The organism is Novosphingobium resinovorum, from assembly GCF_001742225.1.
GTDB classification, from domain to species: Bacteria; Pseudomonadota; Alphaproteobacteria; order Sphingomonadales; family Sphingomonadaceae; genus Novosphingobium; species Novosphingobium resinovorum_A.
The window spans coordinates 1217827-1232114 of record NZ_CP017076.1 but is presented as its reverse complement, the minus strand read 5'-3'; the positions used below and the strand labels follow the sequence as shown (position 1 = coordinate 1232114).

The 14288-nt window shown below is 66.7% G+C and carries 13 protein-coding genes; 1 reads left to right on the top strand and 12 read right to left on the bottom strand.

Translation table 11 applies throughout. The features are described 5' to 3' along the window. Positions 1-3 precede the first annotated feature (3 nt). The 12 genes from BES08_RS22835 to BES08_RS22780 all read right to left on the bottom strand — a co-directional run bounded on the left by BES08_RS22835 (position 4) and on the right by BES08_RS22780 (position 13071). Positions 4-1089 (bottom strand): glycosyltransferase, encoded by a 1086-nt coding sequence (locus BES08_RS22835; RefSeq protein ID WP_036528366.1) that lies wholly within the window; start codon positions 1087-1089, stop codon positions 4-6. Beyond that, entirely contained in the window at positions 1089-2393 is a 1305-nt protein-coding gene (locus tag BES08_RS22830) for a lipopolysaccharide biosynthesis protein (protein ID WP_036528368.1), read from the bottom strand. The genes BES08_RS22835 and BES08_RS22830 overlap by 1 nt, the downstream gene beginning before the upstream one ends. Before the next feature lie 90 nt (positions 2394-2483). Continuing rightward, complete coding sequence (locus BES08_RS22825; RefSeq protein ID WP_036528370.1) at positions 2484-3677, bottom strand: CDP-glycerol glycerophosphotransferase family protein; 1194 nt, start codon at positions 3675-3677, stop codon at positions 2484-2486. 60 nt (positions 3678-3737) lie between these two features. After that, a complete protein-coding gene (locus tag BES08_RS22820; RefSeq protein ID WP_008828756.1) occupies positions 3738-4892 on the bottom strand; it encodes a glycosyltransferase in 1155 nt (384 codons plus the stop codon). A 3-nt stretch (positions 4893-4895) separates the two neighbouring features. Beyond that, positions 4896-5426 (bottom strand): DUF2141 domain-containing protein, encoded by a 531-nt coding sequence (locus BES08_RS22815; RefSeq protein WP_051587062.1) that lies wholly within the window; start codon positions 5424-5426, stop codon positions 4896-4898. Beyond that, a complete protein-coding gene (locus tag BES08_RS22810; RefSeq protein ID WP_036528424.1) occupies positions 5420-6304 on the bottom strand; it encodes a hypothetical protein in 885 nt (294 codons plus the stop codon). The genes BES08_RS22815 and BES08_RS22810 overlap by 7 nt, the downstream gene beginning before the upstream one ends. A 91-nt stretch (positions 6305-6395) precedes the next feature. Beyond that, positions 6396-7559 (bottom strand): glycosyltransferase, encoded by a 1164-nt coding sequence (locus BES08_RS22805; protein ID WP_036528426.1) that lies wholly within the window; start codon positions 7557-7559, stop codon positions 6396-6398. 58 nt (positions 7560-7617) lie between these two features. Further along, positions 7618-8364, bottom strand: a complete 747-nt coding sequence (locus tag BES08_RS22800) for a DUF2334 domain-containing protein (RefSeq protein ID WP_036528371.1) — start codon at positions 8362-8364, stop codon at positions 7618-7620. Next, positions 8351-10726 (bottom strand): TonB-dependent receptor, encoded by a 2376-nt coding sequence (locus tag BES08_RS22795; protein ID WP_069709468.1) that lies wholly within the window; start codon positions 10724-10726, stop codon positions 8351-8353. Before BES08_RS22795 ends, BES08_RS22800 begins: the two co-directional genes overlap by 14 nt. After that, positions 10704-11651, bottom strand: coding sequence for a FecR family protein (locus BES08_RS22790; RefSeq protein ID WP_036528375.1), 948 nt, complete (start codon positions 11649-11651; stop codon positions 10704-10706). The genes BES08_RS22795 and BES08_RS22790 overlap by 23 nt, the downstream gene beginning before the upstream one ends. After that, the gene (locus BES08_RS22785) at positions 11635-12258 is read right to left on the bottom strand and encodes an RNA polymerase sigma factor (protein ID WP_036528377.1); all 624 of its coding nucleotides are present in this window, start codon (positions 12256-12258) and stop codon (positions 11635-11637) included. The genes BES08_RS22790 and BES08_RS22785 overlap by 17 nt, the downstream gene beginning before the upstream one ends. A gap of 90 nt (positions 12259-12348) precedes the next feature. Beyond that, complete coding sequence (locus tag BES08_RS22780) at positions 12349-13071, bottom strand: hypothetical protein (RefSeq protein ID WP_156799949.1); 723 nt, start codon at positions 13069-13071, stop codon at positions 12349-12351. A 147-nt stretch (positions 13072-13218) separates the two neighbouring features. Between BES08_RS22780 and BES08_RS22775 the strand changes: the two genes are divergently transcribed. Then, entirely contained in the window at positions 13219-14223 is a 1005-nt protein-coding gene (locus BES08_RS22775) for an endonuclease/exonuclease/phosphatase family protein (RefSeq protein ID WP_036528381.1), read from the top strand. Positions 14224-14288: the final 65 nt, after the last annotated feature.

Genomic DNA, 14288 nt, shown 5'->3' with positions numbered 1-14288 from the left:
CCGTTACCCCAGGCGCGACCAGATGGCCCTTCCGGTCCGTTCGAAGCGCGCCTGGGAATACTCGTCCAGCATCTGCGCCCGGGCCTGCCGCCCCAGCGCCGCGAGGGCATCGGGGGCGGACAGGGCTTCGCGCAGCGTCGTGGCGAGCGAAACCGGATCCTCGGGCTCGGCAAGCCATCCGTTGACCTGCGGCCGGACCGAGAAAGCGAGTTCGCCCACACGCGATGCGATGACCGGAAGGCCAGCAGTCAACGCCTCGTGGGCGGCAATGCAGAAGCCCTCCCGCCGCGAAGGCTGGAGGTAGAGGTGCAGGGTTTCAAGGAAGGCCCGAGGTTCGGTGGCGTAACCGGTGAGGCGCAGTCCTTCGATACCGGCTTCGGCAGCCAGTGCCGCCAGTCGCGGGCCTTGCGCACCGTCGCCCGCAATGGCGATCTCGAAGGGAACCGGGGGACGGAACCCCTGCTCTCGCAATCGGACCAGCGCCGCGATCAGCACGTCGTAGCCCTTGGCCGGGTGAAGCCTGCCGAGACTGCCGAGACGCAGGACTTCCCCCGGCTGCCAGGCGCGCGCCTGCGGCATCGCGGGATCGGCGGCATAGATCGGCCATGTCGCTAGCCGGTCCGCAGGGACACCGAGGCGCCGGGCGGTGAGTTCCTCGACCACATGCGAATCCGCCACCCACATTGCCGCGCGGGCTTGAAGCAGGCGCAGGAGACGCTCGTTCCAGGGCTTGAGGAAGGCGTTATGCTGCCATGCGATCACGGGAATTCCCAAATGCGGCCCCAGTACCAGCCCGAGGATCGTCGCGCGGCTGAGCGAGGTCCACAGATGGGTCGCCTCCCACCCGCGCAGTTCGCGGGTCAGCCATCGGGCGGCGGCGAGATGGTCGGCCTCTCCGCCTTCGCGCACCGCGACATCGAGGCCCGCCGCCTCCATGGCAGGCAGAGCCCTGCCGTCGCGACGGGTCAGGGCAAGGACGCGGACTTGTGCACCGGCACCGCGCAGCACCGCAAGGATGGCAGGCACCGGAAGCGCCGCGCCGCCACCCTCCAGCGAGTTGATGACATAGGCGATCCGGGGACCCGTCATCACCGGCCGCTGGTGCGCCAGACGAGGACCGCGAGCAATCCGTTGGCCACGACCGCCTGCGCCACCGCCTGGATGCCCGCCCCCATCAACCCGAAGGTCGTCAGCAGCCAGGGAAGGAGCGGCAGGAAGGCGAAGCTCGACAGCAGGTTGGCCCACATCGACCGGGCCGGGTGGCCAAGCGCCGTGAGTGCCGAGGTGCAAGGCGGACCTATGAGCGCAACAGCACGCGCGGCGACCAGCGCGATCATCACGCCCGACGCGGCGCCGAAAGCCGGGCCTGCCATCAGGCGGATGATCTGGGTCGGGAAAATCCCGACGATCAGCACGACGGGAACCGCCGCCAGCACCGCGATGCCGACGACCTTGAGAAGCGTCTGGCGCAGCGCCCTGCCGCCGTATCCACCCGCAACGATGTGAGCCAGTTCGGCGTAGGAAGCATTGCCGAGGATCTGCGCGGGCTGCGCGAGGATGACGGTAGCGCGCTGCGCGACCGCAAAGAGGCCCGCCATGGCCGGTCCCATCACCCATCCGATGACCAGCGGCGCGACGCGGCCGGTCAGGTCTCCGAGGGTCACGTCCGCATTGCTCGCCAGCATGAAGCGCCAGATGCCGGTGTTGTCGTCGGTCACCCGGCCGGGCTCGGGACGCACTATCGCATTGCCCAGGCGCTTCGCCGCCATCCACAGGCCGAGACCCCACATCGCGGCGAATTCCGCCAGAGCCGCGAGCAGCCATGCGAAGAGGAACGATTTCACGCCCCATCCGCACGCGATCACCACCAATGTCCCGATCAGCCTTACCGTAGGCTGCACGAGGTTGTGCAGGCCCAGCAGATCGAAGCGCCCGCACAGTTGCAGGTAGCCTGAAGGCGTCGAGCGCACCGATCCCAGCACGGCGAAGGCGTAGTACGGCGCAAAGGCCATCGCCTTCGGAGACCAGCCGAGATGGGGACCGACGAACGGCACCAACGCCATCGCCGAGATCACTGCGAGGGCGCCCCCGGCCAGTTCGACCTTGGCGCCGAAGCGCAGCAATCGCGAAAGGCGGTGGGCTTGCCCATCGCGGTCGGCCTCGGCACCATAGCGCACGATCGCCTGCCACGAGGGGAATTCGATCACCCCGCAAACCGTGGTGACATAGGCATGGACGAGGACCAGCACGCCGTAGTCCTTCGGCCCCAGGTAACGCGTCGCCAGCAACAGATAGCCCAGGCTCATGATGCCCGCGCCCGCCTTGCCTCCCAGCACCAGGCCAAGGCTCGCAAAGATGCGGCGGACCCGGCCCGCCGGTCGATCGGTCACCATTCGCCCATCAGGATTTTCGGCGCGACGTGCTGTTGCCCATTCATCGTGCGCTTCTAGCGGCTTGCTATCCGACATTACCAGTCTTTGTACTCACGCCGGAACGAGCTTGAGATGGCGGTTATCCCGGCGGCGCCGTTCCGCGAAAGCCGCTACGGCATTCGCGGCACGAATGGAAGACGGGGTGTCCTGAAGATCGAAGCTCTGCGCGAACAGGTCCTGCTGCACGGTACGGTAACGGGTCGCGTGAAGCTCTTCGGCCCGCTCCAGCGCCTGTAGCAATGCTTCGGGCCGGGTGATGACCTCCCCGGCCGTCCAGTGCCGGAAGTTGGGGTCGCCATGCCACTCGTGGCCATGGGTGTTCAGGAAGATGCAGGGCCGCGGCCGCAGCAGGAATTCGTAGACCTGGCTGCTCGCGTCGCCGAGATAGACGTCGGCCGAGAGAGTGTAGCTCATGTCGGTCGATGCCCGGCTGCCGAGATCGACCTTGATGTTGTCGCCGCGCAGGAAACGGGGCGGTATCTCTCCTGCCCGATCCACCGTCAGCCTGTCGATCGTCACTACGTATTGCCGCTGGAACAGCATCACGTGCGGGGCGAACAGCAACCCTTGGTCGGCGCGTCCCAGGAACTGCTCGAAGACGCCGTGGCCGTGGCGATACCATGAAGACAGGTGCGGCGACGGGTGGGGGTTGTAGAGCACGACCTGCTCCACGGTGGGAAGAAAGCTGACCTGCCGGGTTTCGCGGACCAGATCGAACTTGGGGTAGCCGACGATGGTGATCGCCTCGGGGGCCATCCCGGCTTCCTGAACAAGCCGGTCGCGGATCTTGGGGCCTGAGCACAGCACATGGTCGAAGCAGGCGCTGGCCTTGTTGAAACCGATGGCCCTGTCGCCGGCGCCGTGCCGGGTGTGAACGATGCCGAGGTTGGTGAGACCGTATCGCTTCTTGAGGATCAGCGAGGTCTTCTCCGCCACCACCAGTACGTCAAGACCACGGAAAAACGCCAGATTGTCCCGATAGATCAGCAGCTTTCCGGCTGGCACCACTTTGCCGAGCAGTGCATCCACCCGCCGCGACAGCGGGGACGGTTCGAGTTCAACATGTTCGATGGTCGAGCCGATATGTGCGCCGCCGATGCGCCGCACCTCGGCCGCCAGCGCCGCGTTCGTCGTGGCGACCACGATCTTCCCGCCGAAGCCGATCTCAACGAGGGCCATTGCGATCGGAAGACTATGGGCGACCTGGTGTATCTGGTCGTGATTGAACAGGAATCCGATGCGCATAGTGGCTTGACTCCGCGACCCGCGAAGACCCGCACCCCATCCGTCACAATTTTTTCGACGTCACGCGGCCCTGACGCTGCGGCGCAGTTCCCCGTAAGCGGCGAAAAGCCCCTCGAAATGCTGGAGGTTGCTGACGACCTTGCGTTGGCCTTGCGGGATTTGCGGGCTCTCGCAGAATTTCACGATCGCATTCGCCAGCGAGAAACGGTTGCCGGCCTTGAAGGTCAGCCCACCGCCGTTCAGCGCATGATCGGCAGCGCCCCCCGCATCGGGCACGATCACGGTTGTTCCGCTGGCCCGTGCTTCGGCGCCGACCATGCAGAAGGTCTCGGCCTCGCAGCCGTGGACGACGGCATCGGCGCTCGCCAGGATTGCGGCGAAGGCAAAGCGATCGCGCTCGGGCTCGAACAGGCGGACGTGCGGATTGCCGGCGATAGCGCTGCGGATCGCGCGCTTCTCGCGGCCTTCGCCGAACAGGACCAGGCCCACCGGCACTTGCGCACTCGCCGCGACGACCGCATCCACCACCATCGGCCAGCGCTTTTCCGGCGCCAGCCTGCCCGCCGCCACCAGCAGTCGGGCATTCGGATCAAGGCCGCACAGGGCCAGAAGCCGTGCCCGCAACTCCGGATCACGTCGCTCGGGCGTGAAAACGCCGGTTTCGACGCCGAGCGGATGAACGCGCACGCCGGACACCCCGCCATCGCGAAGCCTGCCTGCGAGGTCGTGGTTGGCGCAGACGGTCATGTCGAACGCTAGGCCGAGTTCGCGCAGGTGATCCCAATAGCGCTCGAACCCGCGATCGATACGGGAGCGAGCGAGGAACGGCTCAAACCAGCGATAGGCGTAGGCGGACAGCGGATCGGCGTGCATCACCAGGCTGCGGCGCGCGTTGCCCTGCCAGCGGGCCACCATGGCCGGACTGCGCCAGGGCGACGAGACCTCCACCACATCGGGTTTCTGCGCATCCAGTGCGGCATGCAGCGCGGCCTCGTCGGCGAAGTAGCCGTACTTGCGGTCCAGCGGGAAGCGCGGGGACGGCAACGTGACGATCGATGCGCCGGGACCGCGCTCGACGATCGCATGTTCCTCGCCCGGGACGATGACGACGATCTCGTGGCCGAGCTGCGGGCCTATCCGCAGCTTCTGCTCGATATAGGTACGCACCCCGCCGCCCTGGGGGCTGTAGAAGGCACAGACATCGACGATTTTCAAGGCTCAGCCCTTTCGCTTGAGCGGCGCGACGCCCAGGCCGCTGCGATAGTTCATCAGGATGGACAGCAGTGTCGGCCCGGCGCCGGTTGTCACCGCAACCCTGGCCGCCTTCGGCTTGCTCCAGCCCAGCTTCGGGTTTCCGGAGAAGCCGATGCCATCGACGGTCCATCCGAACTTGCGATTGCCATCCCTGTCATGCAGCAGCGAGACCGCATATGCGCCCGGTCCCGGAACACGGATGCACAAGCGGACACTTCCTGTCTGCGGAACCGGCACCTCGACCCGTCGGAAAACCTTTCCGGCGTTGAGCAGGACGTTATCGTCCGCCAGGAAGTCTTCGTCGTTGGCGGGATAGACTTCCAGCTTCAGGGAGCCCTGCCGGTCCTTCAGTCCCTCGACATCGACCAGCAGCGACGGCCCCTGCTCATCCCGGCGGCATTGCCCTTCCTTCTTTCCCAGGTCAGGCGAAGAGGGGAGCGCCGCCGCGCCGAGCAGCAGGGCAGTCACAAACAGCGACGTGGCGCGGATCACCATGCGTCGACGGCTCGGCGCAGCAGGTCGGACATCACCAGACCGAGCCCCAGGACAAGGTGCACCAACAGGATCGCCGAGGCCATCATCGTCATGAGCGCGGCGATGTCGGTCTCGTGACCAAGCGTGAAGACGGCGATGCCCGCGAAGACCACGTCCTTGTTCGGGATGAACGGCAGGCGCGAGATCAGCAAGCGCATCGTCGCCAGCAGCAGCCACCACATCGCCGGAACCGAGGGGAGTACCATGTGCCACAGCACCGCCGAAAGGATCGTCGTAAGGACGATGCGCCCCAGATGCATGAAGGTGATGTACCAAAGCGCGCCCCGGTCCAGCGAAAATATCCGGCGCCGGAACGCCATCGCCAGGATCGACGTTGCCAGCACCACCGAAAGCGACAGCATGACCGCCCGGTTCTCGAACCCGATCGTGGACGAGCCCAGGAAGGGCCACAGCACCACCAGCAGGACGAGCGTGACGCCGTTGCCCGTCATCGCGGACAGGATCGACACGTCCTTGATCGCTCCGAAGGGCGCTGCGGTCATGGCGGCACGCTGGCGCGCCCAGGTGTAGAAATAGGCTTCGCCCAGGTAGCCGAGCAGGAGTTCGTTGCACACCAGCTTGCGCAGCAGCGCCGCGAAACCTTCCACAGGGAGCTGCCACAAGCGGCGATAGATGAACCACTCGCTGCCGGGACCGGCGAGATAGCTGAGCGCGAAGACGATCCAGAAGCCCGGATCGCGAGGGACCATGGACAGGATCCGCACCGTGTCCATGCCGCGCAGCTCGAGGACCACCCCAAGCGCGATCAGGATCGAGAACAGGACCGGCAACAGCGCAGTCCGGCGCTTCCATGATAGCGTATCCTGCGCGCGAAGCATCACGTTCGGTCGTTCCGCCATTGAAAGAGAAGGGGGCTGAAGCACAAGGAATTCCTTGAGAGTGAACGGGATAGCCAGGGGAGGTTCGCGATTATCGCAGCGTTGGCGAGGCCATCAGGACCCGCATATGTCTGGCCGAAGCAATGGCCCGCCGCATGGTCGTCACGTAGGCTCCGGCAGCGATCTCGACAGTAAAGCGGTGCGAATACTCGCGCTGCATCGGGCCGGGCCGCGGAAGCTCGTCCGCATGCGCAATTTCCCGCGCCATCGCGTCGATGTCCCCGACCGGCACCAGCGTGGCGCGCACCCCTCGTCCGGCCAGTTCCTTCATGCTGGAGGAACAGTCGGTGGCGACGATCTGAAGCCCGGCGGCGATCGCTTCCAGGACGACGGCCGGCACGCCCTCGTAGTTCGAGGAAAGCAGAAGGCAGTCGGCGTCCCGCAGATAAGGGTCGGGATCAATCACATGGCCGCGAAAGCGCACCTTTTCCTCGATCGCCAGACCGCGCACGAGCGCTTCGAGTTGCGCCCGTTCCGGCCCGTCGCCCACGATCGTGAGTTCGTCGCCCGGCCTGAAGCCGGCTGCGAAGGCCCGCAGCATGACTTCGAGGTTCTTCTGGGGCACGAGACGCGAAAGCGCCAGGAAGCGATAGCGATGGCGGCTCCTCTGAATGCGGGGGATCGCCAAGAGACGGTCATAGCGCGCCTCGGTGAGCGCCGGATCGTGGATGGTCGTGACACGATGTGCCCCCACTGACATGGATTGGACGATCTCGCCGTGCATGGGTTCGGCCAGCGCCACGAACCGGTCCAGAGTCATCCCCTGCACCCGCAACCACAACTGGTAGACGCGCCGCCGGAAGATCGACTTGTCGCGCCGCACGAGGTCGTTGCTCACCTTGCTCACGATGGGCGGGCAGCGCTCACCCAGCAGGAGGCGGGCGGCGACGCAGACGATCGCGTATGTGTTGCCGGGGCAGAAGATCACGTCCACCCGCTCGCGGGAAAGATGTAGGAAGAAGCACCAGATCATCCAGAGCGTCTCGAACCGCGCGGTCGGCACGCGGCTCGAGACGATCCGGTAGTCGAGGTGCGCGCTGACGCGCCCCCGATCCGAGCCTTCGTCCCGTCCCAGAACGATGGACACCTGGTGGCCGGTCTGCTGCCAGCGTTCAGCCAGATTGAGAGCCACACGCTCGACCCCACCGGGTTCGAAGCTGTGGATGGGTATTGCGATCCGCAAGGGCTCCGTCATGCCCATGGGACTCCGCGCCCCGACAGGACCCGCACTCCCTGGTGCGGGGATATGCAAATTATTTCAGGAGGTCGGCGTAGCGGCCCGGGACATGGCGACGGGAGAAAGCCCGCAAGGTGGCATCGATGCTGGCGACGATCGAGGCCTTGGTCACGTCCCCGGGGTGGACCGCCAGCCGCAAGGTGCGCAGCGGCTGCAGCGCCGGCCGCGCCAACGCCGCGAAGGCCAGCGAGGACGCCGTGCGCATCGTGCTGCGCGATGCCCAGGTGACTACCGGTCCGCGCGCCAGCGGCTTGTCCTCTTGCCCCGGTCGCCACACGCGCATGTGGTCCTCGGCCAGGGCAAAGCCGCATTCACCCAGCGCCTGCATCGCGCCCGGACCGTAGAGCCAGGCGGGCGCGATGAAACCGGCGGCCGGTTTGCCGATGATGTCCTCGACCAGCGCCTTGCCGTCGCGCATGCGCTGCAGGGCCTCGGCATGGGAAAGGCCCAGGAACTCCCCCTCGCCCGCCGTCATGTGCCGCGCCTTCAGGCTGGCCGCGCCCTTGTGCTCGGCGGTATCGCGGTGAAACCAGCCATGCACGAACATCTCCACCCCGCTGTCCGCCCAGGCACGCAGCCGGGCCTGGAACCCGCGCGCCTCGGCAATCGGAGCACGGCCCCAGTGATCGGGCACCACCAGCATGGCATAACGCGCCGGGCCGAGCCGCGCCTCGATCAGGTCGGCAAGCCGGTCCACCTGGCTTTCGAAGCAGGGCGCGACGTCGTGGATCGAGGCCAGCAGGCGCTTCTCAGAAACTTGCATCGAAACCTATCCTGATCGAGCGCGGACGCATCGGCGTCTGCTGCAGTCCGTCCGCGACGGAGAAGGGATTGCCAAAGGCGAATGTATTCGCGCGGGTATTGAGCAGGTTGTCGAGGTCCAGCGCCAAGCCCCATTTGCCGAAGCCCAGTCGCGCGCCCGTCGATACGTCGTAGTAGCGCCCCTGCCCCAGCGCGAAAGGCGCCCGGATCGCGAGCTTGGAATGACCGACATAACGTACCGCTGCGTCGAGCGTGATCCGCGCCCATGACAATTCCCGATCGTACTTGGCCGCCACGCGCCAGCCTTCGTCGGCGATGTTGGGCAAGTCACGATCGGTGGCGTCGGCAAAGGCGGCCGCCGGTTTGGACAAGTCGCTGGAATTGAGGAAGCCCGCGGCTTCGAACGACAGATGGTCCTGAGCGCGCCATGCCAGCGAAAACGCCACGTTCTTCACACGGCCGGAACCGATGTTGGCGATATAGGGTAGCCCGTCCAGGCCCACGAGATCGGCCTGCACGTCCCGCCACTGCGCCAGCGAGACCGCGAGGCTTCCCGAGAGGCGGGCATCCTTCTCCATCCCGAAACGAACGCCCGCCTCGAGGGTGCGGATACGGTCGGCCCCGAAACGCTCGGCGCTCTGCGAGTTGGAGGAACCCGTCACCTGCAGCCCGCCGGGACGATAGCCCTGCTGGAAACGGCCATAGGCGAGCAGTCCGGGCCGCGCCGTCCACGAAATCGCGGCAGAGGGAAGGAACCGCTTCTGGGTGCGTACCGGCTCGAAGTCCTCGGACGCCATCTGCCCGATGAACTGGCTCGTCTGCCGCACGTAGCTCAGCCGTCCGCCTGCGGTCAGCACGAGCGTTTTCGTGATCGGCACCCCGACTTCCCCGAACCCGGCCAGGTCGAGCGTCGTGTTCGAAAGGCTGGTGAGCAGGTCCGGCGAGCCGGGCGTGCCCATGCTGCGCACGACCCGGTCGTCGTTGTGCACGACGCCGAACCCGGCCAGCCAGGTCCCCGATCCGCCCCAACTGCCGGACAATCGCGTCTCGTGGGACAGGAGGTGCACCGTGATCTCCTCGGTGAACTCGGTCGGCGATGCGGCGTCGCCAGGCGTCGCGTCGAACGTGGAATCGATCGTGTGATCGGCGTAGCCGGTGGAGGACACCAACTGCACCGCGCCCCAGTCCCGCCGCACCGTGAGGTCGGCGAGTCGATAGTCGTTGTCGAACGGTTGCGCGATCGCGGACCGGCGGGTCAGGTCCGGCTCGCCCCGCAAGGTGTATTGCCCGTCGCGAGAGGCGATGTCCTGGCTGAGGACCGACAGGTCGACGGTCCACGCCATGTCCGGCTGCCAGCGCAAACCGGCGCGGAAGCCCGTGGTCTTGTTGCGGTTGATGTCGCGCAAGCCCCGCTCGACATCGTCGATATAGCCGCCGTCAACGGTTTCGTAGGCAACTGCGCGCAGCGCCAGCTTGCCCCGCGCGAGCACGAGATTGCCGGTCACCGCCCCGTCGCCGCCCGGCGCACCGTCCTGCGTCAGGCGAACGCCTGCGGACACGTCGAAGGTATCGGATTGCAGGTCGGGCGCGTTGGGCACCAGACGGATGATGCCGCCCAGCGTCCCCGCACCGTAGAGCGTGCCTTGCGGCCCTTCGAGCACTTCGACGCGGGCGATGTCGTAAAGCGCCAGATCGGGATCGGGCGCGCTGTAGATCAGACGCGTTTCGCCCAGGTATTGGCTGATCGTCGCCTGGCTGGAACCGTTGAAGCTGCTGTCGGCGATCCCGCGAATGAACACCTTGTTGCGGCCCGGCCCCAGGTTCGTGGAGGAAAGCTGGGGCAGCTTGCCGAGGATGAAGCCGGTGCCCTTGCCACCGGCGCGCGCAAGCTCCGTCCGCTCGGGCGCGACGACCGAGATACTGGCAGGGTAGTCGAGCAGCCCAAGGCGCTGCTTGGTCGCGGTGACGACGATGTCGGGGCCGGAACCCTCCGCAGGCGGGGATGGGCGCGGGGGGCGGGGAGTGCTTTTGCGCGGCGCCGGGGCCTGCCGCACCAGCTTCACGGTCCGGGCATCGACGAAGACGAAACCGTAGCCACTGCCCGCAAGCAGCACGGCCAGCGCCTGCTCCGTGTCATAGCGCCCCCTGATCCCGCGCGTACGCAGGGTATCGAGGCGGCTGTCCCCGATCGCGATCGAGATACCCGCCTGCTCCGACAGCACGATCAGTGCGTCCGACAGCCGCCCGGCCGGAACCGAGAACTGCTGCGCGGGCCGCGCCTGAGCCGATACGGGAAGCGCCAGAGCAACCGCCGTTGCCAGGCTTGCGCGCGCCCATCTCCTACCGCGTAATCGACCAACCATCGGCAGTTGCCGTCACCTTCAAACCAAGCAGAGTGCCGACGCGCTTTTGGAGGGAGACGTCATCGCCATCAAGCTGAATGACGCCGGAAAAACGACGATGCGAAATATCCGAACCCAGTTCGACGGCAATGCCCCGCGCGCGGGTGATATCCGCCGCGACCTCGACCATCGGTGCATCGTGATAGACCAGCCGTCCGCGTGTCCAGCCGCCGATCTCCGCCGCCGGCTTCGAACCTTCGACGATGCTGCCGCTCCCCGCATCGAGCGTATCCCCGGCATTCAGGCGCAGGCGAGTCATGCCGTCCTCGAAGCGCACCGCGCCTTCGGCCACTTCGACCCGCAGCACGTCCTTGCCACTGCGCACGTTGAATACGGTGCCCACATCGACGATGCGCTGGTCACCGACCGACAGCGTGAAGGGCCGCGCGGCGTCATGACTAACCGTGAACTGCGCCTCACCGCCCTTGAGCGTGGCGACCCGGGGATCGGACTTGTCCAGCACGATCTCCGTCCCGCCGTTAAGGACGATACGCGTGCCGTCAGACAGCGCGAAAGTCCGGGTCTCTCCAGGTGCGGTACGCACCGAATAATCGCTCGACAGAAGGCCGGAACCGGCCCAGGTGCCCAGCGCTGCGAAAGCGACGGAAGCGGCCATTGCCGGCCACATCCAGCGGCGTGCGGGGCGCAGCTGCGCCATCTCCGGGAACGGATCGACCTCGACTTCAGCGGGCGCTTCGCGGGCGATCTCCACCGCCGGCTCCAGCGCCAGGTCGGCGTCGCAGACGGCTTCGTAGATGTCGTTGTGGCGCGGATCGGCTTCGAGCCAGTCGGCGAAACCGCCCCAGTCCGCGTCCGAACCATCGCTCAGGCGCAAGTGCCAGGCGATCGCTGCATCGCGCATGGTCTGTTCAGCGAGCGGCTGCATCGGTGCCTCCTGCAGTGTCGAGGACTGTCCCGCCTGAACCGGTCGGCGGCATCGCCTCCGGGTTCAGACGATTGCGGATTTCAAGTACGGCGCCATAGGCGCGCTGGAGATGTTTTTCGACCGCGCTCAGGCTGATGCCGAGATCGCGCGCGATCTCCTTCTGCGACACGCCTGCGATGCGATATTGCCGGAAGACGTAGGCCGTGCGTTCCGGCAGCTTTGCCAGCCGCGCTTCCACGCGAGCCAGATGATCGCGGGCGAGCAGCGTCGTCTCCTGGTCCGGAGCGAGATCCGCCATCTCGATATCCGTCGCAGCCAGGCCGGACGGCGCGCCGAGCCAGTCCGCATCGCGAGCCTGCTGCCGCGCTTCGGTACGGCGGCGGGTATGCGCCATGTTGTTGAGCATCTGGTAGAGATAGGCCCGCGGCGAGCGTACCGGTCCGGTCACACTCGTCTCCACCCGGAGAAACAGGTCCTGCAACAGGTCGTCGACGTCCGTCTCGCTGACACGGCGCGCCAGCAGGAACCGGCGCAGTTCGGGCCGCAGCGTCAGGCACAACTGGCGCAGGCCGGCATCGACCGGAACTTCGTGGCCATCGGATGTCATTGCCCGTCCAGCCTTGGCAAATGCAGTCTCCCCTCCAGGGCGGAGCAGACCCTTACGCGAACGAGCCGCCGGTGTCATCATCGCGCCCATTCAGAACATCGACGTCAGGGTAAACCCGACGTCGCTCGCATGGCGCATTCCCGTTCCGGCGCCGACCGCGCGGCGGCCTTCGCGAGCCTCCAGCATCAGCCAGGTGCGCGCGTCGTCACCCCCGTCGCTCAGGTTCATCCGCAAGGCGGCGCGCACACCGCGTGCCGCCGCCGGTTCACCGTTGCCCATCCGTATCACATCGAGGTCCATCTGCCGGCCACCCCAGCCGCCCTGCCGGAACCATCCGGTCGAGACCGACCACTGGCCGCGATGATCCCAGGTCACCTGCGCCGATGCGTAGCCCGCCGTCGATTTCGCGGGAAGCACCGCGGGAGACATGCTGCGACGCCCCGCCTTGCCGATATCGGCGCGTAGTCCGACGGTGTCCCCGTCGCCCACGGCGTGCCATGCGCGCAGCCCTGCCTGATGATCGCTGAAATGATCGCCCGACGCGCAGCAGTCCACGTCGCCATCGCGTGAGGATCGCAGGGACAGGTAGTCGAAGCTCCAGCCCGCATCTCCGCCATCGACCGCCAGACTGACGGCCTTCCCGCGATCCACGATGCCGCGATCGTGCCCGCTCCAGCGCACTTGTTCAGGCAGGAGCGAGACCGCGCGGGCACCGTGCATCTTTGCAGAGCGTGCCTCCGCACCGGCCGGCGCAGCCGCCGCCGCCGCCGCCGCCAGCACGCAAAATAGACTCAAGATTCCGGTTCCGCGCATCCGCGCCGCTTCCCTTCCGTTGCTGTCCGACAAACCCGGGACAATGCTGGGACTCCGTCGCCTGCAGGGAACCGCACATCGAATTTCGAAGGTGCGGGTCACGCCGGACCGCGGGGTCTACTGCGTGAACCTGTGGGAGTATCTCGCGTGAAGCGCCTGCGCATGTTGACCGTCGCCACCCTGGCGGGAATCCTCGCCCTGAACTTGTCCCTGCCTTCCCCCGCCGCCGTCTCGCCCGAGCCGGTGCACGCCCGTCCGCATGTGGCGGGCGAGCTTTCGGTCATGACCTACAACGTCAAGGGCTTGCCCTTCCCCGCCGCCTACGGCCGCGCCGGCAAGCTGACCGAGATCGGGCAGCGCCTGGGCTACTTGCGCCGCGCCGGGGTGCAGCCGCATGTCGTCCTGCTTCAGGAGGCCTTCATACCGGAAGCCAAGGCCATCGCGCAGGCCGCCGGATACGCTCATGTCGCGCTGGGGCCGCAAATCTCCGACGTGCGGAGTGCGCCCACAGATCTTGCCGCGGGCGCGTCCTGGATCAAGGGGGAAAGCCTCGGTAAATGGGTCGATAGCGGCCTCGTGATCCTGTCCGACTATCCCATAGTCCGCACGCGCAAGATGGCGTTCCCGGCCGACATGTGCGCCGGCTTCGACTGCCTGGCCGCCAAGGGTGTGCTGCTAGCGTGGATAAAGGTGCCGGGACACGATGGCCCCGTCGCCATCGCCGACACCCATCTCAACTCACGCAAGGCTTCCGGCGTCGACGTGAACCGGGCCAATACCGCCTATGCGTTGCAAGTCGCCGCCGCACGCAACTTCATTCGCGCCAATGTGCAGGCCGATACGGACATCATCTTCGGCGGGGATTTCAATCTCGGCCACGACCCCAACCGCGTCGCGGCCGAGGAGGCCGAAGGCGGCATCGTGCCCGGGGCGCGGGAGGCAACGTCTCTGGCGAATTCGATCGACACGACGGGGATGGCCGCGCGCGACCGCACCGCGATCCTCTCACGCGCCAAGGACAAGCAGTATTTCCGCGCCGGCACAGACGAGGGACTGGCCTTGCGCGACCTGGAAGTGCCCTTCGGCATCGGCAACGGCGGGACCGAATTGTCGGACCATCTGGGTTTTGTCGCCAGCTACGCGGTTCGCTGAACCGCCGCGACAGCGCAAAAAGAATGGGGCGAACTTGCGTTCGCCCCAAGGTTGGTGGCGCGTCG